Annotated in this window: 19 protein-coding genes and 4 tRNA genes; 16 read left to right on the top strand and 7 right to left on the bottom strand. The window is 61.6% G+C overall.

What is annotated here, in order from left to right; translation table 11 throughout:
• Nucleotides 1-43 precede the first annotated feature (43 nt).
• Nucleotides 44-2,611, bottom strand: coding sequence for a ribonuclease R (rnr, locus tag ACN9MZ_RS13110; protein WP_426342535.1), 2,568 nt, complete (start codon nt 2,609-2,611; stop codon nt 44-46).
• A 213-nt stretch (nt 2,612-2,824) separates the two neighbouring features.
• Here rnr and ACN9MZ_RS13105 point away from each other — a divergent pair.
• The 3 genes from ACN9MZ_RS13105 to ACN9MZ_RS13095 all read left to right on the top strand — a co-directional run bounded on the left by ACN9MZ_RS13105 (nt 2,825) and on the right by ACN9MZ_RS13095 (nt 4,291).
• Nucleotides 2,825-2,909: transfer RNA gene (locus ACN9MZ_RS13105), tRNA-Leu, on the top strand.
• 162 nt (nt 2,910-3,071) lie between these two features.
• Nucleotides 3,072-4,142 carry an NF038122 family metalloprotease gene (locus tag ACN9MZ_RS13100; RefSeq protein WP_426342534.1) on the top strand — a complete coding sequence of 357 codons (1,071 nt, stop codon included), beginning with the start codon at nt 3,072-3,074 and terminating at the stop codon, nt 4,140-4,142.
• A gap of 64 nt (nt 4,143-4,206) precedes the next feature.
• A tRNA-Leu gene (locus tag ACN9MZ_RS13095) sits at nt 4,207-4,291 on the top strand.
• 54 nt (nt 4,292-4,345) lie between these two features.
• Here the strand turns inward: ACN9MZ_RS13095 and gstA are convergent.
• Complete coding sequence (gene gstA, locus ACN9MZ_RS13090) at nt 4,346-4,954, bottom strand: glutathione transferase GstA (protein ID WP_426342533.1); 609 nt, start codon at nt 4,952-4,954, stop codon at nt 4,346-4,348.
• Between the two features lie 125 nt (nt 4,955-5,079).
• On the opposite strand from gstA, the gene ACN9MZ_RS13085 reads away from it, so the two are divergent.
• The 3 genes from ACN9MZ_RS13085 to ACN9MZ_RS13075 all read left to right on the top strand — a co-directional run bounded on the left by ACN9MZ_RS13085 (nt 5,080) and on the right by ACN9MZ_RS13075 (nt 6,247).
• Nucleotides 5,080-5,949, top strand: a complete 870-nt coding sequence (locus ACN9MZ_RS13085) for a LysR family transcriptional regulator (protein ID WP_426342532.1) — start codon at nt 5,080-5,082, stop codon at nt 5,947-5,949.
• A gap of 95 nt (nt 5,950-6,044) precedes the next feature.
• Nucleotides 6,045-6,129: transfer RNA gene (locus ACN9MZ_RS13080), tRNA-Leu, on the top strand.
• 33 nt (nt 6,130-6,162) lie between these two features.
• Nucleotides 6,163-6,247 (top strand) — tRNA-Leu (locus ACN9MZ_RS13075).
• A 72-nt stretch (nt 6,248-6,319) separates the two neighbouring features.
• Here the strand turns inward: ACN9MZ_RS13075 and ACN9MZ_RS13070 are convergent.
• Nucleotides 6,320-7,171 carry an NAD(P)H-binding protein gene (locus ACN9MZ_RS13070; RefSeq protein WP_426342531.1) on the bottom strand — a complete coding sequence of 284 codons (852 nt, stop codon included), beginning with the start codon at nt 7,169-7,171 and terminating at the stop codon, nt 6,320-6,322.
• Nucleotides 7,172-7,253: 82 nt separating this feature from the next.
• Here ACN9MZ_RS13070 and ACN9MZ_RS13065 point away from each other — a divergent pair, with 82 nt between their 5' ends.
• The 6 genes from ACN9MZ_RS13065 to ACN9MZ_RS13040 all read left to right on the top strand — a co-directional run bounded on the left by ACN9MZ_RS13065 (nt 7,254) and on the right by ACN9MZ_RS13040 (nt 14,561).
• Nucleotides 7,254-7,661, top strand: a complete 408-nt coding sequence (locus tag ACN9MZ_RS13065; protein WP_426171434.1) for a winged helix-turn-helix transcriptional regulator — start codon at nt 7,254-7,256, stop codon at nt 7,659-7,661.
• 12 nt (nt 7,662-7,673) lie between these two features.
• Complete coding sequence (locus ACN9MZ_RS13060) at nt 7,674-9,809, top strand: ATP-binding protein (protein ID WP_426342530.1); 2,136 nt, start codon at nt 7,674-7,676, stop codon at nt 9,807-9,809.
• Nucleotides 9,806-10,006: a hypothetical protein gene (locus tag ACN9MZ_RS13055; RefSeq protein ID WP_426342529.1), complete on the top strand. Its 201-nt coding sequence runs from the start codon at nt 9,806-9,808 to the stop codon at nt 10,004-10,006. Before ACN9MZ_RS13060 ends, ACN9MZ_RS13055 begins: the two co-directional genes overlap by 4 nt.
• A 49-nt stretch (nt 10,007-10,055) precedes the next feature.
• A complete protein-coding gene (locus ACN9MZ_RS13050; RefSeq protein ID WP_426342528.1) occupies nt 10,056-10,589 on the top strand; it encodes a phasin family protein in 534 nt (177 codons plus the stop codon).
• 61 nt (nt 10,590-10,650) lie between these two features.
• Complete coding sequence (locus tag ACN9MZ_RS13045; RefSeq protein WP_426342527.1) at nt 10,651-12,291, top strand: VRR-NUC domain-containing protein; 1,641 nt, start codon at nt 10,651-10,653, stop codon at nt 12,289-12,291.
• Complete coding sequence (locus tag ACN9MZ_RS13040) at nt 12,288-14,561, top strand: ATP-dependent DNA helicase (protein WP_426342526.1); 2,274 nt, start codon at nt 12,288-12,290, stop codon at nt 14,559-14,561. The genes ACN9MZ_RS13045 and ACN9MZ_RS13040 overlap by 4 nt, the downstream gene beginning before the upstream one ends.
• Here ACN9MZ_RS13040 and ACN9MZ_RS13035 read toward each other — a convergent pair.
• Nucleotides 14,558-15,049: a DUF4124 domain-containing protein gene (locus tag ACN9MZ_RS13035; protein ID WP_426342525.1), complete on the bottom strand. Its 492-nt coding sequence runs from the start codon at nt 15,047-15,049 to the stop codon at nt 14,558-14,560. The two genes, ACN9MZ_RS13040 and ACN9MZ_RS13035, sit on opposite strands and share 4 nt — an antisense overlap.
• Before the next feature lie 48 nt (nt 15,050-15,097).
• Nucleotides 15,098-15,997: a hypothetical protein gene (locus ACN9MZ_RS13030; protein ID WP_426342524.1), complete on the bottom strand. Its 900-nt coding sequence runs from the start codon at nt 15,995-15,997 to the stop codon at nt 15,098-15,100.
• Between the two features lie 46 nt (nt 15,998-16,043).
• Here ACN9MZ_RS13030 and ACN9MZ_RS13025 point away from each other — a divergent pair, with 46 nt between their 5' ends.
• A complete protein-coding gene (locus tag ACN9MZ_RS13025) occupies nt 16,044-16,508 on the top strand; it encodes a hypothetical protein (protein WP_426342523.1) in 465 nt (154 codons plus the stop codon).
• 40 nt (nt 16,509-16,548) lie between these two features.
• On the opposite strand, the gene ACN9MZ_RS13020 is transcribed toward ACN9MZ_RS13025, so the two are convergent.
• Nucleotides 16,549-17,271 carry an immunity protein Imm33 domain-containing protein gene (locus ACN9MZ_RS13020; protein ID WP_426342522.1) on the bottom strand — a complete coding sequence of 241 codons (723 nt, stop codon included), beginning with the start codon at nt 17,269-17,271 and terminating at the stop codon, nt 16,549-16,551.
• Between the two features lie 154 nt (nt 17,272-17,425).
• Complete coding sequence (locus ACN9MZ_RS13015) at nt 17,426-17,992, bottom strand: dihydrofolate reductase family protein (RefSeq protein ID WP_426342521.1); 567 nt, start codon at nt 17,990-17,992, stop codon at nt 17,426-17,428.
• A gap of 159 nt (nt 17,993-18,151) precedes the next feature.
• On the opposite strand from ACN9MZ_RS13015, the gene ACN9MZ_RS13010 reads away from it, so the two are divergent.
• From ACN9MZ_RS13010 to ACN9MZ_RS13000, 3 genes are read left to right on the top strand one after another with little or no spacing between them, the layout of a single operon-like run.
• Nucleotides 18,152-20,290: a type VI secretion system Vgr family protein gene (locus ACN9MZ_RS13010; RefSeq protein WP_426342520.1), complete on the top strand. Its 2,139-nt coding sequence runs from the start codon at nt 18,152-18,154 to the stop codon at nt 20,288-20,290.
• Nucleotides 20,291-20,292: 2 nt separating this feature from the next.
• A complete protein-coding gene (locus tag ACN9MZ_RS13005; RefSeq protein WP_426342519.1) occupies nt 20,293-21,744 on the top strand; it encodes a DUF2169 family type VI secretion system accessory protein in 1,452 nt (483 codons plus the stop codon).
• A gap of 6 nt (nt 21,745-21,750) precedes the next feature.
• The gene (locus ACN9MZ_RS13000; protein WP_426342518.1) at nt 21,751-26,829 is read left to right on the top strand and encodes an RHS repeat-associated core domain-containing protein; all 5,079 of its coding nucleotides are present in this window, start codon (nt 21,751-21,753) and stop codon (nt 26,827-26,829) included.
• Nucleotides 26,830-26,837 lie beyond the last annotated feature (8 nt).

Raw genomic sequence — 26,837 nt, 5'->3', positions numbered from 1 at the left:
TAGTTCTCAAAATAGTTCCGGCGCCGAAGCGCCGGACGGGTGCTTATCGTTTTTTCTTAGGCTTTGCAGCCTTGGTCACGGCCTTGGCCGTGGTTTTCGGCTTGGCCCTGGACTTTGGCTTGGCCGCCTTGCGCGCGGCGGGAGCCGGCGGGGCGTAAGCCGAGGAAGCTGCGCCACGCTTGGACGTTGAACGCCCTGGAGCGCGGGTCGGTGCTTCCTCGCGCGACGAGATCGACGGTTCGGCGCCACGTGCCGCCGCCTTGCGCTTGCGAGCCACGGCCTGCTTGTCGCCTTCGTCATCGAAGCTGTCGAAATCGCCAAGCGACCCCACCAGGCCGCCGCCTTTGCGGGAGCCCTTCTTGCTTTGCGGCGGGAGTGTGGAGATTTCGCTGTCAGCCAGGCGCAGGTCGATCTTGCGCGACTCCAGGTCGACACGCACCACCTGCACGTTCACGCGACCGGTCAGCTGGTAGCGCTTTCCGGTGCGTTGGCCGCGCAGCTCATGGCGAGCATCGTCGTACTCGAAGAAGTCCGTGCCCAGGTCGGTAATGTGCACCAGGCCTTCCACGAACAGCTGATCCAGCTGCACGAAGATGCCGAAATTCGTCACCCCGGTGATGATGCCACTGAACTCTTCGCCGAGCTTGTCCTGCATGAAGTAGCATTTGAGCCAAGCTTCCACGTCGCGCGAAGCCTCGTCGGCCCGGCGCTCGTTGGCCGAGCAGTGCACACCAAGCGCGTCCCAGATAGAGTGATCGCCCTTGGTTTTCTGCTCCTTGCCTTCCTGCTTGTCCTTCAAAGCCTGCCGGCGTTGCGCGTTCGAGATAGTGGTGTTCAGCACCGACTTGTCGGCGATCTTCGGCTCATACTTCTTGCCCGCCAAAATCGCCTTGATGGCGCGGTGGGTCAGCAAGTCCGGATAGCGGCGGATCGGGCTGGTGAAGTGGGCATACGCCTCATACGCCAGGCCGAAGTGGCCGATATTGTCAGGGCTGTAGACCGCCTGCTGCATGGAGCGCAGGAGCATGGTCTGCAGCAGTTGCGCGTCCGGACGCTCCTTGATCTTCTTCATCAGGTCGGCGTAGTCGCGCGCTACCGGCGTATCGCCGCCGCCCAGCGACAGGCCGAGCTGCTTGAGGAAGTCGCGCACCTGGGTCAGCTTTTCCTTGGTCGGTCCGGCGTGGATGCGGTAGGTGCCTGGGTGCTTGTGGCGCAGCAGCAGGTCCGCCGCGCACACGTTGGCCGCCAGCATGCACTCTTCGATCAGCTTGTGCGCATCGTTGCGGGTGCGCGGGATGATCTTCTCGATCTTGCCGGCCGGGTTGCAGACGATGTAGGTCTCGGTAGTCTCGAAATCGATCGCACCACGTTCCTGGCGCGACTTCTGCAGCGCGTGGTAGACGTCGTACAGGTTTTGCAGGTGCGGCACGATCTCCGCGCGGCGCGCGGCTTCCGGTCCCTTGGTGTTGCCAAGGATGGCCGCTACTTCTGTATAGGTCAGGCGCGCAGCCGAGTGGATCACGGCCGGATAGAACTGGTAAGCCTTCAACTCGCCTTGCGCGGTAATCACGGCATCGCATACCAGGGTCAGGCGGTCGACGCGCGGGTTCAGCGAGCACAGGCCGTTGGACAGCTTCTCCGGCAGCATCGGGATCACGCGGCGCGGGAAATAGACCGATGTACTGCGCTCGATGGCGTCGCCATCCAGGCCGTCGTTCGGCTTCACGTAGTGCGACACGTCGGCAATCGCCACGATCAGGCGGAAGGCCTTGCTGCGGCCCACTTTCACCGGCTCGCAATAGACGGCATCGTCGAAGTCGCGCGCGTCTTCGCCGTCAATGGTCACCAGCGGCACGTCGCGCAGGTCGACGCGTTCGCCCCAATCGGCTTCGTGCACCACGTCGGGCAGCCTGGCAGCCTGCTTCAGCGCCGCGTCCGAGAAAATATGCGGCACGCCGAACTTGCGCACGGCAATTTCGATTTCCATGCCCGGGTCGTCCATGTCGCCCAGCACTTCGACGATCTTGCCCGATGGCTGCTTGAAGCGGCCGGGCTGCTCGGTCAGCTCCACGCTGACGATCTGGCCCGACTTGGCTTTGCCGACGGCGCCCTGCACCAGGATGTCCTGGCTGATGCGCTTGTCTTCCGGCGCCACTACCCACGCGCCGTTTTCCTTCAGCAGGCGGCCGATGATATGGGTGGTGCCGCGCTGGACCACTTCGACAATGGTGCCTTCCGGGCGGCCGCGGCGGTCGTAGCCGGTGATGCGGCCCAGCACCTTGTCGCCGTGCAGCACCTTCTGCATCTCGCGCTCTGCCAGGAACAGGTCTTCGCCCGGTTCGTCAGGAATCAGGAAGCCGTAGCCGTCGCGGTGGCTGGACACGCGACCGGCAATGAATTCGGAATGGTCCGCCAGTACGTAGAAGCCACTGGTATCGGAACGGATCTGGCCGTCGCGCTCCATCGCATTCAAGCGGCGCGTCAGGACGGCTTGGGAATCGGCTTTGACTTTGAGCGACAGCGCCAACGTGCGCAAGTCGAGCGGCGCTTTGGCGCTGCGGAAGATGCCGAGAATCTCTTCGCGGCTAGGAATGGTATGAGTGGAGTTCAAAAGTTCTTCAGTAATCTTATTATTGGTGGTTAGTGTAACAGGAAGGACCGTGCACAAAAATCTTTCGCAGGCCCTTTGACATCGGCAGAGTTTCCTCTATAATTCTGGCTCTCGCAGCGATGCGGGAATGGCGAGTCGATGTGCAGCGTGGAATGAAAGTTCATCTGGCGCAAAACTCTCCAAAGCAGTATGATAGCAGATGTTGTTGCTAATGCCCACGTGGCGGAATTGGTAGACGCGCATGGTTCAGGTCCATGTGCCGCGAGGTGTGGGGGTTCGAGTCCCTCCGTGGGCACCAAACTACCGCAGAAAGCCGTTGAGTAATCAACGGCTTTTTTGTTTTCCGGCGTCGAGTTTCTTGACGTTCCTGCCTTCCCGACTGTCGCGCGCCACGCGCTGGCGGCGGCGCGCATACTTCTTGCGGCATCCTCCCTACCCCACCAATCTGTAGGAGACCGCCATGAAAACATTGCTCGCCAGCCTTTTGCTGGCTGCCAGCACCGCATCAGCAGCGCCAGTTTTCAACTTCAACTACATCGCCGGCACCTCACTCCAGGCACAGCAGGGATTCCAGGCCGCGGCCGCACGCTGGTCAAATTTGCTCAACGATAATGTGACGATAAATTTGACGGTCGGCTTTAACTCCCTCGGCGGCGGCATACTTGGGCAGGCAGCCTCCGCGGAGGATTTCCACACCTATGCTTCAGTCCGCAATGCGCTAGCGGCCGACGCCACCTCCGCCGCTGATGCCACGGCAGTGGCCCACCTGCCAGGCGGCTCGACCTTCGGCATGCTGATCAACCGCACCGCCAACAGTCCGAACGGAGCCGGCAGCGCCCTGCCCTACGTCGACAATGATGGCGACGCCAACAACCAGATCCTTTCCATCACCAACGCCGAAGCGAAAGCCATAGGCTTGGCCGTTACGCCGCAAACCCTGTCCGGCTGCATCGGCAACTGCGATGGCTTCATCCAGTTCAACAGCGATTTCAATTTCGACTTCAACCCCAATAACGGCACGGACGCCAACGCCTTCGACTTTGTCGGCGTGGCCGCGCACGAGATCGGCCACGTGCTGGGCTTTATCAGCGGCGTCGACATCCTGGACGGCAATTCACCGCCCTACAACGGCCCGTTCAACGACAACCTGTTCACCTACGTCTCCACGCTCGACCTGTTCCGCTACTCCACCATGAGCGCAGCGCATGGCGTGATCGACTGGACCGCCGACAACCGGGCGAAATATTTCTCGCTCGACGGCAGCACCGTTGGACCGGAATTCTCCACTGGCGAAAACTTCGGCGATGGCCGCCAGGCCAGCCACTGGAAGGACAACCTGTTCATCGGCCTGATGGACCCGACTGCCGGCCTCGGCGAAACCCTGCAGATTACCGGTAACGACATTACTGCGATGGACGCCATCGGCTGGAACGTGGCCGCCATTCCCGAGCCGTCGGGCTGGGCCATGCTGGGCGCCGGCCTGATGCTGCTCGCCGCGCGCCAGCGTGGCCGTTCCAACAAGCTTTCATAAATGTCTTGACGGGTGGGCATCCGGCCATTACTATGCGTGCCTCGTTGCAGAACAATGCGACAATGCCCACGTGGCGGAATTGGTAGACGCGCATGGTTCAGGTCCATGTGCCGCGAGGTGTGGGGGTTCGAGTCCCTCCGTGGGCACCAAACTACCGCAGAAAGCCGTTGAGTAATCAACGGCTTTTTTGTTTTCAAGCCAGGCTAAGCCTGCACGGCCTCGGCACGCAAGGCCGCCTGCACCGCCGGACGCGAACCGACCCGCCTCATATACTGCGATAGCGCCTGCCACCGGTTGACGTCAATTGCAAAGAATTTGCACCAGCTAACAACAGTGAAGAGGTAAGCGTCTGCCACACTGAATGTGGCGCCGAGAAGATAGTCCTGTTGTCCCAACTTAGCTTCCAGCAACGCAAAGCGCGTGAACAATTTTTCACGAAAATACGCCTTGGCCTCCTCGGGCAGCTCGCCGTTGAATAAAGGTGCCGCGCCTGCGTGGATCTCGCTGGCGATGAAATTTAGCATTTCCTGGAGGCGCACGCGTTCCCAGCTTCCCATCTGCGGCGCCAGGCCGCTGGCCGGCTGGAGGTCAGCCAGGTACTGCACGATCGCCGGCCCTTCGGTCAAAACCTGACCATTCTCCAGTAGAAGGGCCGCCACATAGCCCTTGGGGTTGATGGAACGAAAATCGCGGCCATCGGCTGTTTGCTTGGTCTTGTTGTCGACCCGGACCAGCTCAAACGGCAAGCCGAGTTCGCGAAGGACAATGTGCGGCGACAGCGAGCAGGTATATGGGGCGTAATACAGCTTCATGAATACTCCGGTAAGAAAGTGAAACCATCGGTGCGCAAGTCGCGCAACGCCAAGTCTGCTGGCTGGCCGAGGCGCTGTACAATTAATGATTGACTTCCACAGTATTAGCCCAGCTACTGCCACTCATGATGAATTTGCTGCACTGGCGTCTTCTGGTTGCCGTAGCCGACGCCGGCAATATCTCGCGCGGCGCCGAGCGTGCAGGCATTACCCAGTCCGGCGCCAGCCAGGCTATCGCCCAACTGGAAGCCTCGCTCGGATTCCAAGTCTTCGTCCGCGAGCGACGGCACGTTGCCGTCACCGAACTGGGCGCGGCTGTCATCGGGCACGCCCGCGGCATGCTGCACCAGCTGGATGCGATCAAAGCATTGGCGGACGACAGCCGTGGCCTGAAGGGCGCGCGCATCCGTCTGGGCAGCTTCCCTTCAGTGATTTCGAAGCTGCTGCCACGCCTGTTGCGCGACTTCCAGCACCGGCACCCCGGCGTTGAAGTGGTCGCGCTTGAAGGTACCGATGAAGAAGTGGAAGACTGGCTCGCCACTAGCGCGGTGGACCTGGGCGTGGTGCTCAACCCTGCCCCCGCCCGCAATGCCGTGATTTTGGGGCGCGACGCATGGGTCGCCGTATTGCCAGGCCATCACCCGCTGGCCCGTCGTGCAAGCGAACCAGGCATCGGCCTGGATGAACTTGCCGCAGAACCGTTCATCCTTGCGACAGGAGGATGTGCCGTGAACGGACAAAGCCTGGTCGCCCAGGCCGGACTGTCCCTGTCTGACGTTCGCGTCACCGTGCGCGACTGGGCCAGCGCTTTCGTCCTTGTGCGCGAAGGTTTGGGGGTGGCGCTAGTACCGGAATCGACGCTACCCGAGGACCAGCGCGGCGTTCGCGTGATGCAGCTGGCGCAACCAATCCACCGTGAATTCGGCTTGGTTTGTTCGGAAGCCGGCAAGTCCTCGCGTCCGGTGCAGCTTCTGCTGAATGGCAAAATTGCCTAGAATTATCAAATATCGCTTGACCGAACCAGCTTCGACCATTATTATGCGTGCCTCTGTTGCACACAACATCGCAACAGAGAGTTGAAGAAGTTAGCGCCCACGTGGCGGAATTGGTAGACGCGCATGGTTCAGGTCCATGTGCCGCGAGGTGTGGGGGTTCGAGTCCCTCCGTGGGCACCAAACGCTACCTTCTGAGACAAATGCAGTACCAGTGCCCACGTGGCGGAATTGGTAGACGCGCATGGTTCAGGTCCATGTGCCGCGAGGTGTGGGGGTTCGAGTCCCTCCGTGGGCACCAAGAATTCCGCAAAAAAGCCCTTCTGCACTGAGCGCGATCTAGAGCGCGTTCAGGCTGAAGGGCTTTTTTCATTTACGCGTTCAGTGCTGCTTCCACTGCTTGCGACAGGCTGCGGGTTGGCCGGCCGATCAGCCTCTCCAGCGCTTTCCCATCATCGAACAAACCGCCGCGTGCCGAGCCGGCATCCGAATCGGCCAGCAGTTCAGGCCAAGGTGCAGGTACGCCGACGCCAGCCAGCACGTTCGCAAACTCCGCCGGCGGCACATCGCGGTACACGGCAGCCTTGCCGGACTGGCGCGCTGCCTCTGCGGCCAGTTCCGCCAGCGTGAACGAGGTGCTACCGGCCAGTTCATACACCGGCTGCGGGGCTTCCGTCGTCAGCACGGCCACCGCGGCAGCCGCATAGTCGGCGCGCGCGGCTGCCGAAATGCGGCCCTCGCCTGCGCTACCCACCAGTTCGCCCCATTGCACGGCACCCTGGATGCGGCTATTGAAGTTCTCGACATACCAGCCATTGCGCAGGAAAGAATACGCCAGGCCGCTGGCGCGGATCGCTGCTTCCGTGGCGACGTGCTCCTCGGCCAGGCGCAGCGGCGAGCTGTCTGCGCGCAGGATGCTGGTGTAAGCCAGCAGCTTTACACCGGCACGCTTTGCCGCGTCGACCACGGCACGGTGCTGCGCCGTGCGTTTGCCTACTTCGTTTGCCGAGACCAGCAGCACGCGGTCGGCGCCTGCCAGCGCCGCATCCAGGCTGGCCGGATCTTCATAATCGGCACGACGCACCTGCACGCCACGCGCCGCCAGGTGCGCCACCTTGGCCGGATCACGCACAGCTGCCGCGATTTGTGCTGCCGGCACCTTGTCCAGCAAGCCTTCCACCACCAATTGACCCAATGCGCCCGAGGCGCCAGTGACGACGATCATGTTTTTCTCCTTGGTTGAAAACGATGTAGGGCTATAATAGGATCAACACTAACTTTTCGTAAGTACGTACTTTTTGGTAAGTATGGAAAAAACTTCAAAATCTTTGCGGGCTTCGCTGTCCCGCCGCTCGGCAAGACCGGGCAATGTGCTGGCGCCAGCGTGTCCGTCACGGGCGGTGTTGAGCCACGTCACCAGCCGCTGGGGCGTCCTGGTGCTGGTGGTCCTCCTGGGCGGCATGCACCGCTTCAGCCAGTTGCGCAAGGAAGTAGGCGGGGTCAGCGAGAAAATGCTGGCGCAAACCCTGGTTGCGCTCGAGGGTGACGGCTTCGTGCTGCGCACTGCCCTGCCCGTGATTCCGCCCCATGTCGAGTACAGCCTGACGCCGCTGGGCCGCGAAGTCGCTGAGCGGCTGGAAGTCCTGGTCGACTGGATTGAGGACAACCTGCCACGCATCCTCGTTCCGCAGGTCGAGGCCGAGTCCAGCTTGTAATACACTGGCGGCGTGGAACCGAACAAAACCGTCCTCGTGGCAACCGGCGCCAGTCTCGACGTGGCGGCGCTGGAGCTGGCGCTCGCCCGGCACGACTACCGCGTCGAATCGGTCGTCAGCGGCCAGCACGCCCTGGAGGTGGCTTCCGCCGGTGGCGTGGTGCTGGTGCTGCTGGATACCGCGCTGGCCGGCGGCGCCGCGCTGGAATTGACCGGCAGGCTGACCCAGGCCGACGCCAGCCGCCGCATTCCGGTGCTGCTCATGTCGCATCGCCCGTCGAACGACGAGAAGGAGCGCGCCGCCCGCGCCGGCGCCGACGGCTACTTCACCCTGCCCCTGGCCACCACCAGCGTGGTTGATCATGTGCTGTTCGCGCTGCAGGGCCAGCGCATCGGCGGCTTCGACCTCGAAGTGAACTACCACATGATGGCGGCCGCCTCGCCGGATGCGGTGGTGCTGGTCGACATGGACAGCGGCCGCCCGGTCGACCTGAATCATCGCGCCGAACAACTGCTTGGCCGCAGCGCACTGGAATTGCTGACCGCCCCGTTTTCCGCCTTCTGCGACCCGCTGGAAATGAACGCGATGATGCAAAGCGTGCTGGCCGGCGAGCTGCGCGTGCACCGCATTACCTTCCGCCACAGCAGCGGGCGCGCGGTCGAATGCAACGCGCGGGGCGTGCGGATCGCCAAGCCTGGCCGGCGCCTGTTCCATATCCGCTTGGTGGACGTCACCGGCACGCAGCGCGCAGACGAACTGCGCGTCGGCCAGGAACAGCTGCTGGAGATGATGGCGCGCGGCGTGCCGCTGGAAGACACGCTGCACAAGCTGGTGCAACTGGTCGAGTCGCAATCGCCCGGCGTGCTGTGCTCCGTCATGCTGCTCGACGACGACGGCGTGCATATGCGTTGCGCCTGCTGTCCCAGCCTGCCCGCCTCGTATGCCGCGCTGCTGGAAGGCATGGCAATCGGCCCCGGCGTGGGTTCCTGCGGTACCGCCATGCACCGCCGCGAGGCCGTCGTGGTATCGGATATCGAACACGACCCGCTGTGGACGCCATATCTGGACTTGATCCGGGACTACGGCTTGCGCGCCTGCTGGTCCATGCCGATCATGCAGGACGAGGACACCGTGCTCGGCTCCTTCGCCATGTATTACCGCACCGTGCGCCATCCAGACCCGGAAGAACAGCGCCTGATCGGCGTCGCCAGCCACCTGGCCAGCATCGCCATCGAGCGCGCGCAGCGCGAGGCGGAATTGGCACGCCACCGCAGCCACCTGGAAGAACTGGTCGAAGCCCGCACCGCCGAACTGTCGCGCGCCAAGCTGCATGCGGAACTGACCAGCGAAGAACTGCAAGCGGCGCTGGAAAACCTCAGCATGACGCAGGATGAACTGGTGCGGCGCGACAAGCTGGCCGCCCTCGGCTCGCTGGTGGCAGGCGTGGCGCATGAGCTGAACACGCCGATCGGCAACAGCCTGATTACCGCCACCACGCTGGCCGACCACACGGCAGCCTTGAGCAGCCAGGTCGATGCCGGCATCCGCCGCTCGGAACTGGATGCCTACCTGGAGCGCGCACGCGAAGCGGGCGACATCATCCAACGCAACCTGCAGCGCGCCGCCAACCTGGTGGGCAGCTTCAAGCAGATCGCCGTCGAAACCACCGACGCCCAGCGCCAGCATTTCTTCCTCGACCAGCTCCTGCAGGAAATGCTGGCGCCGCTGTGGGCCAGCCTGCCGCAGCCGCGCCCCAGCCTGGTGCTGGACGTGGTGCCTGGCCTGCAGCTGGACAGCTATCCGATCCCGCTTGGCCAGGCCATCAGGCACCTGGTCGACAACTGCATCGTGCACGCCTTTAGCGCCCCGGCAAGCGGCGAGCCAACAGTCACCATCAGCGCCAGCGCCGAGGGCTGCGACGTGCTGCTGTCGGTGGCTGACAACGGCGTCGGCATTGCGCCCGATCACCTGCACCGCGTGTTCGATCCTTTCTACACCACGCGGCTTGGCGCCGGGCAGTCGGGCCTGGGGCTGTACATCACGCACAATATCGTGACCGGCGTCCTGGCAGGCCATATCGACGTGGTCAGCACGCCCGGCCAGGGCGCCACCTTCACCATGCGCCTTCCGGCGACAGCTCCGCTATGAAACGACACCTCGCCATCCTGTTGATCGCTGTCACCTCAGCCGGCATCGCCAGCGCCCGCCCGGCCTGGTGGTACCTGTACCAGAGCCGTATCGACGGCCAGCGCGCCTGCTCGCAGATCCCGCTGGGCGAAGGCTGGCTACAAATGGCCGGGCCGTTTAAAGATGCCCATTGCGAAAAGTTGGTGCGTAATAAATAATGAAGTCAAAGCAAGAAGCAACGCCATCCCACCTCGACAAGGAGACCGTATGTTTCAAAATCCCGAGCAGTTCGCCAACGCCACCAAGACGCTGTTTGAGTTCCAACTGGAGACCTTCAACACCCTGACCAACCGCGCCATGCAGGGCGTGGAACAGGCGGTGGCCCTGAACATCTCCACGGCGAAAAAAGCGCTGGATGACCAGATCGAGGCGGGCCGCAAAGTCAACGCCTCGGCCACGCCCCAGGAAGCGCTGGATGTGATCAACGCCCGCCTGCAACCCGGCATGGCCGCCACCAACGCCTATAACCAGCAACTGGGCGCCCTGCTGAGCGAAATGTCGAACGACTTCCACAGGGCGGCCGATGCCCACCTGGCCGAGGCCAAATCCAACCTGAGCGCCCTGATTTACGACGTGACCAAGAACGTGCGCCCCGGCTCGGACAATGCGGTGGAGATTGTCAAAAACGCCATTGAAAACGCCTTCAAAGGCTATGAACAGGTAACGCAGGCCACGCGCGACGCCGTCACCGCCTTTGAGCAGCAGGTCGAGAAAGCCAACGCTGCCAGCAAGAAGGGCTGACAATACAGGCGGTGGCGCGTTATACTGTATATAAATACAGTTTTCGCGTCGCCTCGCCTGCATGAACCAAGTCCTTGAAAATCCGTTCTACTACCTGGAAAACTTCCACCAGGTCCTGCATTGGATTGGCGAGCGCTATAGCGACCTGTTGACGGACGAGGAAGCGCAGTTCCTCGCCCGCTTCCCCTCCGTGCCCCGGCCATCGCGCGCGCTGTTCGTGCGCATGGTGATGCGCAAGGGGGAGCTGTTTCGCGCCTCCAGGTTGAACTACCCCGAGATTGGCTGTTCCATCGCCGCCGTCGGTCCACTGGTCGAGCAAGGCTGGGTGGTGCAAGACCCCGAGCTGTCGCTGGACGAGCTGTTCGACCTGCTGCAAAAGCCCGAGATCACCCGTGTGTTCGCCCTCAGCGGCGCCGAACGTGGCGCACGCAAGGCCGACCAATTGGCCGCCCTGCGCGAGCGCCACGAAGGCAGCCACCGCTTCACGTCCTGGTATGCCGACGCCGGCGACCAGGTCTACCACATCCTGTCGAAGCCCCTGTGCGACCGCCTGCGCCTGATCTTCTTCGGTAACTTCCACCAGGACTGGTCGGAATTCGTATTGTCCAACCTGGGCATCTACCGCTACGAAAAAGTCGAATTCTCGCCCGCCGCACGCGGTTTCCGCTCGCGCCGCGACATCGACGACTACCTGGCGCTGCACGCCTGCCGCGAGCGATTCGCGGAAGGCGAAGACCCGCTGCAGTTGGCGCGCGAGCTGCCCGTGCCGGCCGACGACAACGAATGGCTGCATAGCCGCCGCCAGAAAATGTTGTTCCAGTTCGGCCTGCAGCTGGAAAAACTGGGCAACTGGGCCGCCGCCTTCGACCTGTACGAACAATGCGCCTATCCCGGCGCCCGCGCGCGCGCCATCCGCGTGCTGGAAAAAGACGAGCGAATCGGCTTGGCCTACGAATGGCTGCAGCGCGCACAAGCGGCGCCCGAAAGCGAAGCCGAACGCCAGCAACTGCTGCGCATGGCGCCGCGCCTGCGCCGCAAGCTTGGCCATATGCGCGAGCCGGCGCACAAGCCAACGCCGGTCGAACGCATCGACCTGGTGCTGCCGATGCCGGCGGAAGAATGGTGGGTGGAAGGCGTGGTGCGCGATCACCTGTGGCAAGACGAAGCGCCCTGCTTCTACGTCGAGAACGCGCTGGCCAATTCCCTGTTTGGCCTGCTGTGCTGGGACGCGGTATTCGCCGCGATTCCGGGCGCCTTCTTCCATCCCTTCCACCACGGTCCGGCCGATTTGCATAGCGCCGACTTCCAGCGCCGCCGCGCCTCGCTGTTCCAGGCCTGCTTCGAGCGCTTGGACGATGGCAGCTACCGCGACGCGATCCGCGTCAATTTCGCCGCCAAGGCCGGCCTGCAATCGCCCTTCGTCTACTGGGACGCGATCGACGAAGAACTGCTCGGCCTCGCGCTGGACTGCATCCCCGCCGCGCATTTGAAGCTGTGGTTCGAGCGCATCCTGCTCGACATCAAGGCCAACCGCAGCGGTTTTCCTGACCTGATCCGATTCTGGCCTGCGGAACAACGCTACCAGATGGTGGAAGTCAAGGGCCCGGGCGACCGCCTGCAGGACAACCAGCTGCGCTGGATCGACTATTGCGCCGAGCATGGCATGCCGGTCTCCGTGTGCTACCTGGCGTGGCAAGAATGAACTACACCATTGCCGTCCGCGCACTGTGCGAATTCACCGCCAAGCAAGGCGATCTTGACCTGCGTTTCACCCCGACACCGACCGCGCAGGAAGGCATTGAGGGCCACGCCATCGTCACCAGCCGCCGTGGCGAAGACTACGAACGCGAGCTCGGCTTGTCCGGCGAGTTCGGCCCGCTGCACGTGCGCGGCCGTGCCGATGGCTACGACCCGCGCCAGAACCAGCTCGAAGAAATCAAGACTTACCGCGGCGACCTGTCGCGCCAGCCCGCCAACCACCGCATCCTGCACTGGGCCCAGCTCAAGGTGTACGGCCACCTGCTGTGCGCCACGCGTAATCTGCCAGCCTTGCGCCTGGCGCTGGTGTACTTCGACATTGGCACGCAAAAAGAAACCGTATTGACAGAAGAAGCGGACGCCCCGTCCCTGCGCGTCTTCTTCGAAGAGCAATGCGGCCGCTTCGTCGCCTGGGCCGAGCAGGAACTGGCGCACCGCACCGCGCGCGACGAGCAATTGCGCGCACTGCGCTTCCCGCATGCCGACTTCCGGCCCGGCCAGCGCCAGCTTGCTGAGGCCATGTTCAAGGCCAGCGCGCGCGGCTGCTCGCTGCTGGCGCAGGCCCCGACCGGCATCGGCAAAAGTATCGGCAGCATCTTCCCGATGCTGAAAGCCAGCGCCGAACATGGCCTGGACAAGGTGTTCTTCCTCGCCGCGAAAACCAGCGGCCGCAGCATGGCGCTTGGCGCCATCGAAACCATCAAGCGCAGCGCGCCTTTGCTGCCGCTGCGCGCACTCGAGCTGGCGGCCAAGACCACAGCCTGCGAGAACCCGGACAAAGCCTGCCACGGCGAATCCTGCCCGCTGGCGCAAGGCTTCTACGACCGCCTGCCGGCCGCCCGTGAAGCTGCCTTGCAGCAGCCCATGCTGGACCGCGCCTCGGTGCGCGAAGTAGCCCTGGCCCATCAGGTCTGCCCCTACTACCTGCAATCGGAACTGGTGCGCTGGGCCGACCTGGTGGTGGGCGACTACAACTATTACTTCGACGTCAGCGCCATGCTGTACAGCCTGACGCAGATGAACGGCTGGAAGGTCGGCGTGCTGGCAGATGAAGCCCATAATATGGTCTCGCGCGCCCGCAAGATGTACTCCGCCGAAATGGACCACGTGCGCCTGCGCGTGCTGCGCAAGACCGCGCCCGAAGCCCTGCGCAAGCCGCTCGACCGCGTACATCGCCAATGGAGCGCTCTGGAAAAAGCGCAGGAAGCCGAATATGCCAGCCATGCCGAGCTGCCGGAAAAGTTCATGGCCGCGCTGCAAACAGCCTGCACCGAGATCGGCGACTACATGGCCGAGCACCCCGCCTGGTTCGACGCCGACGTGCTGGACTTCTATTTCAACGCCCTGCTGTTCGGGCGCCTGGCGGAAAGCTTCGGCGAGCACTCGCTGTTCGACATCGAAAAATCCGACGTCGGCCGCGGCGCGGCGGCTGGACGCGCAAACTCCGTGCTTTGCATCCGCAACATCCTGCCCGCGCCCTTCCTCAAGCAACGCTTCGAGGCCGCGCATGTGGTGGCCCTGTTTTCCGCCACGCTCAGTCCGTGGAACTACTACGCCGACACGCTCGGCATGCCGGCCGACACGGCGTGGATCGATGTTGCCTCGCCCTTCGACGCGCAGCAGCTGCAGGTACATATCGCCAGCCACATCTCCACCCGCTACCAGCACCGCGAGCGCTCGCTGGCGCCAATCGCCGCGCTGATGGGCGAGCAGTACCAGCGCCAGCCCGGCAACTACCTGGCTTTCTTCAGCAGTTTCGATTACATGGAAAAAGTGGCCCAGCTTTTCGCCGCCCGCCACCCGGACGTGCCGCTATGGCGCCAGGAGCGCCGCATGGATGAACCCGCGCGCGACGCCTTCCTTGCCCGTTTCAGGGAAGACGGCGAAGGCATCGGCTTCGCCGTGCTGGGCGGCTCTTTTGGTGAAGGCATCGACCTGCCTGGCGACCGCCTGATCGGCGCCTTCATCGCCACGCTCGGCCTGCCGCAGATCAATCCGGTCAACGAACAAATCAAGGCCCGTATGGAAACTGCATTTGGTGCCGGCTATGACTATACCTATCTCTACCCCGGCCTGCAGAAAGTGGTGCAAGCCGCCGGCCGCGTGATTCGCACCACCAGCGACCGCGGCACCGTACACCTGATCGACGACCGCTTCGGCCGCCCTGAAGTCCAGGCCCTGCTGCCCGCCTGGTGGCAACTCGGCGCGTCCTAACGCGTGCGCTGGCCCGAGCCACACAGTAAAGCGTGATTCTCCTTGCGCTGGCGGACGATGGCCTGGCGCTCTTCTTCACTGACACTGAGCGATCCCCTCGAATTGCCGAAGGCCAGCTTGGGGACCTTCTCGGAAAATTCGATCTGCTGTGCATCGCGCTTGCAGACTTCATCGTCAGTCATCGGCTTGTTGCTGCGGTGCTGGCTAGGGTTATAAGGCGCCTTCCCTGCGGTGCGCGCCGCAGTGTCGGCTGCCTCCTGGTTCGCAGCCTCGCGCTGGATGCGACGTTCGCGCGATTCCAGTTCCTGCCTTTGCCAGTCGCCGGCAGGCGCCGCAGAGGGCGTCGCCACAGGGCGCTGCACTGTAATCTCTTTGCTCTTGACGCCGTCCTGCGGGCGGTCGGAATAATGGACTTTGCCGTCGGCATCGGTCCACTTATAGAGTTGTGCGTGCGCCGGCAAGGCGGCCAGGGCGAGGATCAGTGGCAAGAAGATTTTCATAACGCGAAGTATATGAAAAACAGTTCCTGCCGTGTCTCACACATTGTCACCGCCTCGAATGTTCAGCTCCGCGCTCATTCGCACGCTCTTGGTCGTCACCTCATCAAACAGGCGGCTGGTGATGGAATAAAGTGGAACAAAAAACATCGCCGGCGTAATGCACGTGACCGACGTCTGGAAGCACTCGGGGAACATTTCCCGGTTGTCCGGAATCTCCTTCAACATATCTTGGTACGACAGCCATTTGACCGCGCCTCCGGTAGCCTTGGTAATCACGTGCCCCATGTAGAAGGCCAACAAGTACAGGAAATTCTGGTTGGCGTGCATGTCCAGGAACGAGTCGAAGTCCGGCTTGAACTTGATCCGGATCTGGTCCAGCAGGTGGTCGACGCGGTCCAGGCTCTCCAGGCTGCCATCCAGGTTCGACTGGCCCAGCGCAGTACTGAACGAAAGCCCGCCCGGGATTTCAGCTTTCGTGAAGAATGCGTTCAGGTACATCTGGGCTTGCTCATTCATGCCCATCTTTGCTGGCGGAGCGAAGGACTGGAACAGCACCGAAACGCTGTCGTAGTAACCCAGCACCGAATCGCCCCCTTCCCGCCCATTCTTAAGATGCTTGTGCACTTTATTGAACGGGAACGTCCCATTCGTTTCGTCAAACGCAATCGCATGGGTGCCGTCAAGCGCTACCCATTGGCCACCAACGTTTTGCGTGATGCACTCGCCCAGATAGGAGCCGTAGACGCTGACGACACGATCGACATAGCTCTTGTCCCCTCGCTCGTGTTGCCGCTGCAGGAAATCGTCGAGCCAGGTCACGCCCTCCATGCTGTAGCCGACCTTCTTGCCAAGCGCCTTATTGATGACCGATTCTACGAACTCGGCGTTATAGCGAATATCGTCCAGGGTGTCCTGGTCCAACGGGCCCATCTTCATTGAATCTGCCTTAGAATTGCTTAATTGCAAATTTTATCATGACACAATGAACCACCTGAAAGCACTGATCGGCGCGCTGGCCGCGTGTGCCGCAATCGGCGTCGCACATGCCAAAGGGCCAAGCGACAGGCAGCAGATTCTGGATGCCATCCGGCCACTCGCCGCTGAAGAACTCGACCAACCCGTCCGGATCAAGGTCGACAAGCTAAATATCGACTCTGGCTGGGCCGTCCTGGTTGGAAACCTGGTGGGCCCGCCAGGCACGTACATCAATTGGCACAAGAGCATGACCTGCCGGGCGGATCTCGACAGAATGCTATGGGTCGTACTGCGGAAGAAGAGCGATGGCTGGCACGTCAAGCACATCGACCTGTGCGCCTCCGAACCGCCCTACTGGTACATGGAACAATATGGCGGTTTGGTCTGGCCTTGCGGCGTCTATCGGGGACTTGAGGCGGGCGGCACCAGAACGCTGGAATCCCAATGCCGCCTCGAACGCAGCGCAAGATAAGCCACAGCCAAGGGGACCAGCGTCCCCGGCAACGGATTCATCATTGCTTTGAGCGCATGTCGAGATAGCTGCCCTTGCGCGGTTCGACAGGAGTGCCGTCTTTGAATATTTCAAACTTCTTGCGGCCTGAAACGACAACCGAAAATTGCTCCGGAAGAGCCAGGAAATCCATGATGTCCGGCCGCTTGAGCATCGCCTCGTAGACGGACATCACCTCTAAATCGTCCTTCGACTTGCTCTTGGTTTCCAATTCTGTCAGGACCCAGCCGGTGACACCGTCCTGTTTCTTTGCCCGGATCATGATGATCGAAGGCGCTTGCAATGCACCGGGCGTCACCATGAGGGGATGATGAAATGGTGCGAACCTGATCGCCTTCGTAGCGCCCAGGCTATCGGCTGCATAGCGCTGCCGCCGCACGATCTTGAGTGTCCTGGTAACGCTTGGCACGAACTTGAACGGGATCGTTTTCATGTCCGGCTCCAGGACGCGAAGCTTGCCGTCCTCCGCAGCTTCAAGCTTCAGGGGCACAGGGCCGACAAGCAGTGTTTCGCCGGCCTTGAACTTCTCGCCAGCCGCGACCATCTCTTCCAAGGTCTCACGGAACCATTGCGCGTCCTTTTCGCCTAATGATCCATCATCCACGGAGAAGACAAATTCAGCCTGTCCATACTTTGTGCACTGGGTTGTCGAATAGTCTTGAGCGGCGGCAGCGCTCCCGATGAAGGCCGCGATGAAAATAAAGCGTAAAAGATTCTTCAGCATATGGGTGGTGATTTGAAGGGAGAACGAGCCGCGTCGACGAGCGACTTCAAGTCAATCACGACTCGCAGTGGTAGTGGAAATAAGTATGCATGCTCACGCACCCGCACCAACGAGACTTGGGTTGATTAATTAGCAATCCACGCAGTTTACCGCATCACGACGAAAGCGGTGCGCGTCGATAGTGCATGGCGATTGCACCGTTGCGCAAGGGCTCCGCTGAAATCAACTCAAGCCGCCGCGTGCTGGGCAGCCCGCCTTGGTACAGGGTCGGGCCGTGGCCGGCGATCCTGGGATGGACGAGGAATTTGTATTCATCGATCAGGTCCAGCCGATCCAATTCGGTCGCGAGCTTGCCACTGCCAAGGAGTACTCCGCTCGGGGTCCCGTCTTTGAGCTTCTGAACGCCTGCGCGCAGCTCGCCCGGGATATGGTGGCTGTTGGTCCAGTGGTAATCCCTTCGCGTCGACGACACCACGTATTTCGGCTTGGCCTCCAGCTTGACCGCCCACTCGCGCATCGCCGGTGCCGCCTCCACGTCGCCGCCGGCGACCGCTGGCCAATAGCTCTCCATCATCTCGTAGGTGACGCGGCCCCAGAGCATCGCTCCGGCCTCGTCCATGAGCCGGGTGAAGAAGGCGTGTGTCTCATCGTCGGCGATGCCTTCCTGATGGTCGACGCAGCCGTCAAGCGTGACGTTGATACTGAAGGTCAAGAGCCCCATGGCGCCCTCCTCTCATCAAAACACTAACAATCAAATCGCTACTTTCGAACTTGGCTTACGTCCAATCTCTACAAGGCGCACACCGTTGATTTGAAACTGATCCATATATTTCCGATCTATGTTAAATTCTGCGCCAATGATATCAAATCGATAACTAGCATGACTTACCTCAATGCAGCCGTTCCAGAGGCCCTGCTCGGCACTGCCCAAACCAACCGGCTGTTACGCCTTTCCTTCCCGCATGAGGATGGTCCGCGCGCGCTCATGCTGGCCAACCGGCTGGATGCCGAGGAAGGCTTGTCGCGCGATTTCCGCTTCACCGTGGAAGTGCTGTCCAACGACGCCAGCATACCCCTCACGGACGTACAAGGACGCATGGTGACCATATCGCTGGTGCGTGAAGACGGCAGCCTGCGCTACTTCAACGGCTACGTATTCGAATTCCAGTTCGTGAAAACAGACGGTGGCCACGCCTTCTACCGCATGCAATTGGCGCCATGGATATCCTACCTGCGGCTGCGGCGCGACTATTACCTGTTCCACAGCAAGACGGTCCAGCAACAGACCACCGACATCTTCAATGATTACCCGGTCGCGGACTGGCAAGCGCGCATCCATGGCGAAGACGCCGGGATGACCGATGCCTGCCAGGCAGCGGAAAGCGATTACAACTACCTGCACCGCCGCTGGGAAGAACGCGGTTGGCACTACTGGTATGAGCACCGTGCAGACGGCCATACCCTGGTGCTGGCCGACGACACGACCCGCGCCGATGCCATCGATGGCGAATCGCCCGAGATTCCTTTCCAGCGCGAAGCCGGGGCGCAGGAAGACGACGCCATCGGCGACTGGTCGCCGGTGCGCCGCATCGTGCCCGGCAAAGTCGCGCTGGCCAGCTTCGACTTCAAGAACCCCCGCCCTGAGACGACCAACCTGCCCGTGCTCAACGACCAGGGCAAGGTGCACCAGGTCGAAACTTACGACTACACGGGCGCATATGGATTCATGGCCGGCGACGACGGCGACGCACAAGCCCGCAGGCGCACCGAAGAAATCGAAGCCAGTGCCAAGCATTTCGAAGCCGGCGGCAACGACCGCACTGCGCAACCCGGCCGCTGGTTCCGCCTGACCGGGCACTTCGACAGCCAGGACAGCGAATTCATGATCCTGGAAGTGCGGCACAGTGCCAGCAATAACTACCAGACCGGCGCCCTCGCCCCAGCCCACTACAGCAACTCGTTGACCTGCATCGGCAGGAACGTTCCATGGCGCCCGGGGCGCGGCTTCAACAGCGACGCTCCCAAGCTCTATGGCCTGCAGACAGCTACCGTGGTCGGCCCGGCCGGCGACGAAATCCACACCGATGAATATGGCCGCGTGCGCGTGCAGTTCCATTGGGACCGCGTGGGCCAGTATGACGAAAAGAGTTCCGCCTGGGTGCGGGTCGCCACTGCATGGTCCGGCCCGAATTTCGGCATGACGTCGATCCCGCGCATTGGTACCGAGGTGATCGTCCAGTTCCTGGATGGGAACCCCGACCGTCCCCTGATTACGGGCATGGTTCCCAACGCGCAAACCATGCCGCCGTGGACACTGCCGGACAACAAGACGCAAAGCGGCATCCTGTCGCGCTCTACGCCGGGCGGTGGCTACGACAATGCGAACGCGATCCGCTTCGAGGACAAGAAAGGCGCCGAACAGCTTTGGCTGCACGCCGAAAAGGACCAGTTGACCGAAGTCGAACACGATGAGGACAAGTGGGTCGGCAACGACCGCCGCAAAACCGTCGACCACGACGAGACCAGCCACATCAAGCACGACCGCACGGAAACCGTTGACAACAACGAAACCATCACCGTGCACAACGACCGCAAGGAACGCGTCGACCATAACGAATCAATCAGCATCGGCGACAACCGTACCGAGGACGTTGGAAAGAACGAGACCATCGACATCGGCGGCACGCGCAATGTCACCATCGGCAACATGAAAATTGAAACCGTGGGACTGGCAAAGATCGTCACCATCGGCGGCGCATACCAGACTTCGGTGGGAGCGGCCATGAACACCACCGTGGCCCTGATGCAGGCCGAGGAAGTGGGCTTGTCGAAAACCGTGATGGTCGGCCAGAAAATCTCCTACACCGCAGGCGACGAGTTCCGTATTGAGGTTGGCGCCAGTACCTTCGTCATGAAAAAGGACGGGCGCATCGAGATTTCGGGCAAGGAAATCATCATTCGCGGCTCGAAGAAAGTCGAATTGCATGGCGACGACGTCGACACCAATCCGGTAGGTTGAACGTGGAGTTTCGAGCAATCCCGAGCCTGCGCTTCGACAACCGCACCGGGTTCGACGCGCTGCATTTCGATACGGTTGACCAGAATGGCGCGCTCTTCCATGTGATCGCCGCCAAGACGGCCTACGCGCTTGGTCCCTGCGATGAGCAAGGCCGCGCCCAGCTGGTCGCCCTTGAGGAGCCGGCGCCCTTGCACGTGGCCGATGTTCATCACGAAGACGATATCGAGCAGAGCGTCCGTTACGAAAGCGACCTGGCGCCATTCAAGCCGCTATGCGACATCGTCGTGGTTGGCGACGCCCACGCGCCAGCCGGCGCTGAAGTGTGCGCGTTCGAGGTATCGCTGCGCGTCCAGCGCCCTGGCCAGCCGTCGCCGCTGCCGGAACGCCCGCAGCCGCTCAATCCGATGATGCGCCTGTCGCACGACATCGAGCAGGACTGGCTGCAGCGCGTGGCCGCCGCGCAGAACGCCGTCACGCCCGGCGAGGTCCTGATCGACAAGACCCTGCGGGTGACCGGCGAACGCCGCGTATACCGCAACGCAGCTCCGGAGCGCTGGCTGAAATCCACCTTGCGCGCGTGCTCGCTGGGCATGGCGGATGCTGTCCCCTGGCGCCTGAGCACATCCAGCGCCCCCGCACGCACGCCGCTGCGCTACGAACTAGCCTATGGCGGCGATTGCCGGATTGAAGCCGGCAGCGCCGACGCCGGCCGGGTTCCCGCCAAGCACAGGCTCTCAACAGAACAACGCCAAGCGTATCCGGACCCGGCAACGGCTCCGGAGGCGCATGACAGCTGCCAGCAAAATCCACTTGGCCGTGGCTTTGCCCCCAACTGGTACCTGGACGCCAGCCGCACCGAATCCTTGCCTGCGCCCCGCATCGAATATCCTGACCAGCCTTTTACCGCCAGCGAATTCTGGCAAATGGCGGGCGGCGGCAAGCCGCAAGCGCCGGCTGGAATGGGCTATGTTGGCCGGGGCTGGCTTCCGCGCCGGGAGCTGATAGGCCAGGTCGACATGAAAACCAGCTGGAAAGACGACGAGGTTCCCCTGCTGCCCAAGGATTTCGATTTCCGCTACTGGAACGGCGCCCCGGCCGACCAGCAATGCCCATACATCGAAGGCGGCGAGCAATTCCATCTCACCAACCTGTGCGCTGCAAATGCTCCCTACGCCCGCGTTGACGACCAAGGCAACAGCACACTCTCCTTCACGATGCCGAAGGAATCCCTGTTCCTGCTTGGGGTCGACGCCGATTCGGCCATCGCCGCCATGCCGATGCTCATCGACACGGTGGTGGTCGACCTCGACGCCGGCCAAGTTGAATTGACCTGGCGCATCGCCATCTCGGCCGCCGATGACTTCCAGGAAGTACGGCTGCACCATGCCAACACGCCGCAAGCGCGGGAGCGCCTGAATGCCTGGCACGCCGAAACCGAAACGCAAAGCGTCTAAGATTCCATGGCTCACGAAACCGTCACCAAGTCCAAACGCTTTTACTGCGTCAGCCTCACGCCGGATATCTGCAAAACTCCGGTAGGCAATTCCGTAGTACCCATCCCTTACACGATTACCGGGGAATTCAAGGATGCCAAGGACGTATCCCGCTCTGTAAAAACGCAAAGCGCACCGGTCTTCCTGCATAACAAAAGCGTGATCCCCAGCGTCAAAGGCGACGAGCGTGGCACCCTGGGCGGCGTCAAGAGCGGCACCTACCTCAAAACGGTCGAATCGAAAGACTACAGCTCCACCAAAGGCGCCAACGGCACGCAGACCATTCAGGAGTCGCGCATTGTCTGGATGAACAACCGCAATACGATAGGCCGGATTTACGAACGAGGCGTACAAGCAGCGCGTACACGCTTGCAAAGTCTGGGAAAAGCGGCAAGCGAAACCCTGCACGATGCGGCCCAAGGTTACAAGGACAACGTATCGGACAGCCTGCATCAGTTCGGCAAGGACGCGATGGACAAAGGCGGCGACATCGCCTTGGGCAGTGCCGCCGTGGGCGTAGGCGGCCTCGCAGTCGGCGCCACCGGCGTCGGGCTGCCGGTGGCTGCCGCGATGGAAACCACGGCGGCAGCCGGCGGCGTAACCGCCGGCGCAGTGACAGCGACTGGCTATGCTGCCGACACCTCGGCCACGGTACTGGACCAGGCGGCCGACTATATCCTCACCGGCAAAACGCCCGATATCGTGACCGCAGCAACCGGCATGGCCTACAGCGCGGCAGAAAACCTGGTATTCAAGAAGGTCGCCAAGGTCGGCAGTTTCCTGAAGAAGCTCATGCCGACGAAGAAAGCCAAGCCCGGCTCAACTCCGCCGGCACAGCCCAAGCCTAAGCCGAAAGCGAGCGACGGGGACGGCAAAGACGGGCACGACGGCGGCAAGACCAAGCAGGCCAAGGAGCCCAAGTCCGACAAGCCGTCCGACTGCTGTCCCAAGGATGGCGCGCCGGGCGGCAAATCCGTCAAGAGCAGCCACCCCGTACACTTCGGCACCGGCGAAGAAATCCTGCCGCAATCGGACTTCGTCCTGGAAGGACCGACGCCGCTGGCCTGGACCCGTACCTACCGTTCCGGCTCGGAGACCGAAGATTGGGGCCTGCTGGGCGCACGCTGGGGCACGCCCTACACCAGCAGCATCTCCATTTGCACGAAAGGCATCGTCTATCACGAGGCCAGCGGCCGCGCGATCAGGCTGCCAGCGCTGGACATCGGCCAGGAACACGACCATCGCGGGGAAGGCTTCACCCTGAGGCGCGACAGCGACCAGCAAGTCACCCTGACCTGGCGCGACGGCGCCACCGATACCTTCAGCGCAGGTCCTGACGGATGGCTGCCGCACGGCTACGATGGCGTCAACGCCATGCTCGCGCCCCGCTCCCCCATTCGCACGCAACGCTACTACCTCACTCGCCGCGCCGAACGCGATGGCAGCGGCATCACCATCGAGCGCAATCATGCCGCCCGGCCGGGCGAAGTCCTTCTCCGCGTGCGCACCGACGACGGCCTGACGATCGAAGCGCTGAGGGACACTTACCTGACGGTCGAATCAGGCCCCGAGCCACAGTTCGCCGCGCCGCGCATCGGCAGCATCGAACAAGTGCTGCCGGACGGCACCCGTCTATGCCACGTGCGCTACCGCTACGAAGCCGACCTGCCCGACCTGGTCACGGCAACTGCGCCAGCCGGCTCCTTCGAAGCGCTACCGCTACGCTGCAACCTGGTTGAACAAAGCAATATCGCCGACCAGTCGCGCAGCTATACGTACAAACATCATTTGCTGGTGCAGTACACCACCTACTCCGGCTTCGCCCACGGCCTGGAATGGGTCAGCCTCGCATTCCTGCGCGAGCGCTGGGCTGGCAATGCCCTCGACGACGCGCAACTGTCCGAGCGTTGCCCTATCACGGTGGGCAACAGCTACCAGGCCCGCGCCGTGCGCACCACGACGGCCGATGGCCGCGATGAAGTCCAGATCGCGTACATCGACCCTGACACCACCCGCGTCACCGAGCCCGATGGCGGCGTACTGGAATACCAGTTCAACTCTCAATGGCTCGCCACCGCTGTGCATCGCATCGGCCCGGACGGCAGCCCCCGCTCACTGGGAAGGCGCGAATGGGACCGCGACGGCATGCTGTTGGCCGATATCGATGCCGACGGCAACGACAGCCGCTACAGCTACGACAGCGCAGGCAACCTCATTTCGATCACTGACGCGCAGCAAAATGTGACCAGGATCGAATACGACTCGCACAACCAACCCATCGCCGTCACGGACGCGCTGGGTCACACCACGCGCACCGCTTATGACAGCGCAGGCCGAATCGCCGAGCGCACCGATGCCTTGGGCCGCCGCACCGCCTATGACTATGACACGCAAGGCCGCCTGTCCATCGTGACAGATGCACGCGGCGGCAATAAGCACCTGTCTTACGACGCTGCCGGTCGCCTTGCTTCATACACCGATTGTTCGAACTTCACTACTCGCTACAGCTACGACTCAAATGGACGCCTGACCGAATACATCGACGCCATTGGCAACACCACCCGTTACCAATATGACCCGGTCGGCCAGATGACATCGATCGGCTACCCCGACGGCACGACTGAAAAATTTGCCTACGATGCGGACGGCAACCTGGTCACACATACCGATGCAAAAGGACAGCGCACGCGCTATCGCTTCGACGGACATGGCGCGCTGGTCCAGAAGATCGATGCGAAAGAACAGGTTCTGCGCTACAAGTACGACCAAGCCCTGAGGCTCGTTGAGCTTATCAACGGCAATGGCGACTCCTACCTGTTCAACTACGACGCCGAGAGTCGTCTGGTCAGCGAAACTGGTTTCGACGGCAAGGTCACCACCTTTACCTACAGCCCTGCCGGCAATCTCCTGGCCAGCAACAGTGCAGGCATCACCACCGATTTCGCTCGCGACGCACTAGGCCGATTGCTCGCAAAAAGCAGCCCAGACGGCGCAGTACGGTACGCCTATGACGCGCTTGGGCGCCTTACCGCCGCAGCCACGTCTCAGGCTGAACATCGCTTCGTTTACGACGCAGTGGGGCAACTCGTGGAAGAGCGCATGGCCTACTCGCCCGGTCCCGTGCGCCTGCCCGGCGAACCCGCAGAATATGTCGCGGCCTTCACAATGACTCACGCCTACGACGATCTAGGCAACCGTATCCAGACCATTCTGCCTAACGGCCGCAGGGTTGATACGCTGCGTTACGGCAGCGGCCACTGGCACGGCACGCTTTGGCAAGGCAAATCGCTGGTGGACCTTGAGCGCGATCATTTACACCGCGAGACGTTGCGCCAGTTGGGTGGAGAGAAGGAACGCCTCACCGAGCGTCGCAGCTACGATCCGCAGTCACGGCTGAACTCCTACACTCTCGACAAAGGAGCCCAGCGCCTGCGTGAACGCCGCTACGAATATGATGCCGCCAGCAACTTGGTCCACATCGATGACCCGTTCAACGGAAGCATCCGGTATACCTACGACCCACTCGGCCAATTGCTGTCGTCGGTGCAGCCTGGACTGACTGAAACGTTCGAATTCGACCCTGCCGGCAACTTGCTCGATCCCGACGCAGCGCAGACTTCGATAAGTACGCGCCAGGTCCTGCGCGAACTGGATGAACAACCCCCTGCTGGCACCGTGGCGCCGGGACTCGCGAAAGTTACGCATAACCTTCTATGCCAGTATATGGGTTATGAATACAACTACGACAAGCAAGGGAATACAGTCGTAAAACGCCCACGTCTGACTTCTTGCGACAACGATGACGCTACCTTTGAATTCTCGTATGACGCTGAAAACCGTCTGACCACCTCGATCCGCACGTTTGCAAACTCGCGGCAAGTGGCGCGCTACAGTTACGACGCGTTTGGGCGCCGCATTGCCAAACAGGCCGAAGTACAGCATTGGCGAGCTGGCCAGCCAGTTCCGTCGCAGGGACTTGCCCACGCTGGCAAACTGACGTTGTTCGTGTGGGACGGTGATTTGCTGATTCAGGAAATCCATACGGACAAAACGGTCACCTATTTGTACGAACCTGACAGTTTTGTGCCGCTGACCCGAATTGAATCAAAGGAGGGCTCATGCTCTTATGCCGTGGGCGACACGCATATCTTGCATATCGACGCATGGTCCCCATCGTCGCCCCAATTCAATGACGACGCGCACGTGAAATCATGGGTGTCGCACCGGGAAACACAACTTGCCCAGCGGCACAGCGAACAGTACGTTCGATTACTATCCCAAGCAGAGACCAATGCTGCATGCGATCGAATCTTGTATTTCCAATGCGACCACCTTGGCACCCCGATGGAGTTGCGCGACGAACATGGGGCGGTCGCATGGGCAATGCGCTTTCGCACTTGGGGACGAATGCTCCAACGTTCAAAACATACGGTAGAGCAACCTCTACGGTTCCAAGGACAATATGAAGATAATGAGACAGGACTGTATTACAACAGAAACCGGTATTACGATCCAGACATTGGACGATACATTACTCAGGATCCGATTCGACTAGCCGGCGGCTTCAATCTGTACCAATATGCGCCGAATAGCACCGGCTGGATCGATCCCTTGGGCCTTGCCAAACTTATGCAACTCGGCACATACGGAAGCCTGAACGGCAGAGCCAACGTTAATGACAATTTGCAAGCCCACGAGCTGGTGCGGCATGAGTATCTGGTACAAAAGGGCCTGGCCAGCAAAAATTGTCGTGACGCCGACAACCCATCGATCGCACTAGACCTTGATCATCATACACGTGGGCCACAAAAAGACACCCGAGGTATTGGCGGAGCTCACTATCATGAGGGCCGGATCAGAGTTCAACAAGGCCTGGGAAGGAATGAATTTCACCCTAGCATAAAGCGCGAACTAGACATTACGCAGGGTGGACTGCGAAAAGCTGGGGTACCGGCGAGCCGCGCTCGAAAGTTACGAAAACAATCAGAACAGTTTTTAAGAAATCAAAACAAATGCCGGGTCTGTCCAACAGATTGCCCGCAATAAGGGAAATT

Source organism: Pseudoduganella sp. S-14 (assembly GCF_049913285.1).
Classification (GTDB): domain Bacteria; phylum Pseudomonadota; class Gammaproteobacteria; order Burkholderiales; family Burkholderiaceae_D; genus Rugamonas.
This window is presented reverse-complemented; position numbering and strand designations above follow the sequence as displayed.

What these genes read in the sequence shown, in the direction of transcription:
- ACN9MZ_RS13055 (WP_426342529.1), top strand. Translation starts at nt 9,806, where the DNA reads ATGAAACGACACCTCGCCATCCTGTTGATCGCTGTCACCTCAGCCGGC.
- ACN9MZ_RS13030 (WP_426342524.1), bottom strand. Translation starts at nt 15,997, where the DNA reads ATGAAGATGGGCCCGTTGGACCAGGACACCCTGGACGATATTCGCTAT.
- ACN9MZ_RS13045 (WP_426342527.1), top strand. Translation starts at nt 10,651, where the DNA reads ATGAACCAAGTCCTTGAAAATCCGTTCTACTACCTGGAAAACTTCCAC.
- ACN9MZ_RS13000 (WP_426342518.1), top strand. Translation starts at nt 21,751, where the DNA reads ATGGCTCACGAAACCGTCACCAAGTCCAAACGCTTTTACTGCGTCAGC.
- ACN9MZ_RS13015 (WP_426342521.1), bottom strand. Translation starts at nt 17,992, where the DNA reads ATGGGGCTCTTGACCTTCAGTATCAACGTCACGCTTGACGGCTGCGTC.
- ACN9MZ_RS13040 (WP_426342526.1), top strand. Translation starts at nt 12,288, where the DNA reads ATGAACTACACCATTGCCGTCCGCGCACTGTGCGAATTCACCGCCAAG.
- ACN9MZ_RS13020 (WP_426342522.1), bottom strand. Translation starts at nt 17,271, where the DNA reads ATGCTGAAGAATCTTTTACGCTTTATTTTCATCGCGGCCTTCATCGGG.
- ACN9MZ_RS13065 (WP_426171434.1), top strand. Translation starts at nt 7,254, where the DNA reads ATGGAAAAAACTTCAAAATCTTTGCGGGCTTCGCTGTCCCGCCGCTCG.
- ACN9MZ_RS13085 (WP_426342532.1), top strand. Translation starts at nt 5,080, where the DNA reads ATGATGAATTTGCTGCACTGGCGTCTTCTGGTTGCCGTAGCCGACGCC.
- ACN9MZ_RS13010 (WP_426342520.1), top strand. Translation starts at nt 18,152, where the DNA reads ATGACTTACCTCAATGCAGCCGTTCCAGAGGCCCTGCTCGGCACTGCC.
- gstA (WP_426342533.1), bottom strand. Translation starts at nt 4,954, where the DNA reads ATGAAGCTGTATTACGCCCCATATACCTGCTCGCTGTCGCCGCACATT.
- ACN9MZ_RS13050 (WP_426342528.1), top strand. Translation starts at nt 10,056, where the DNA reads ATGTTTCAAAATCCCGAGCAGTTCGCCAACGCCACCAAGACGCTGTTT.
- ACN9MZ_RS13100 (WP_426342534.1), top strand. Translation starts at nt 3,072, where the DNA reads ATGAAAACATTGCTCGCCAGCCTTTTGCTGGCTGCCAGCACCGCATCA.
- ACN9MZ_RS13025 (WP_426342523.1), top strand. Translation starts at nt 16,044, where the DNA reads ATGAACCACCTGAAAGCACTGATCGGCGCGCTGGCCGCGTGTGCCGCA.
- ACN9MZ_RS13070 (WP_426342531.1), bottom strand. Translation starts at nt 7,171, where the DNA reads ATGATCGTCGTCACTGGCGCCTCGGGCGCATTGGGTCAATTGGTGGTG.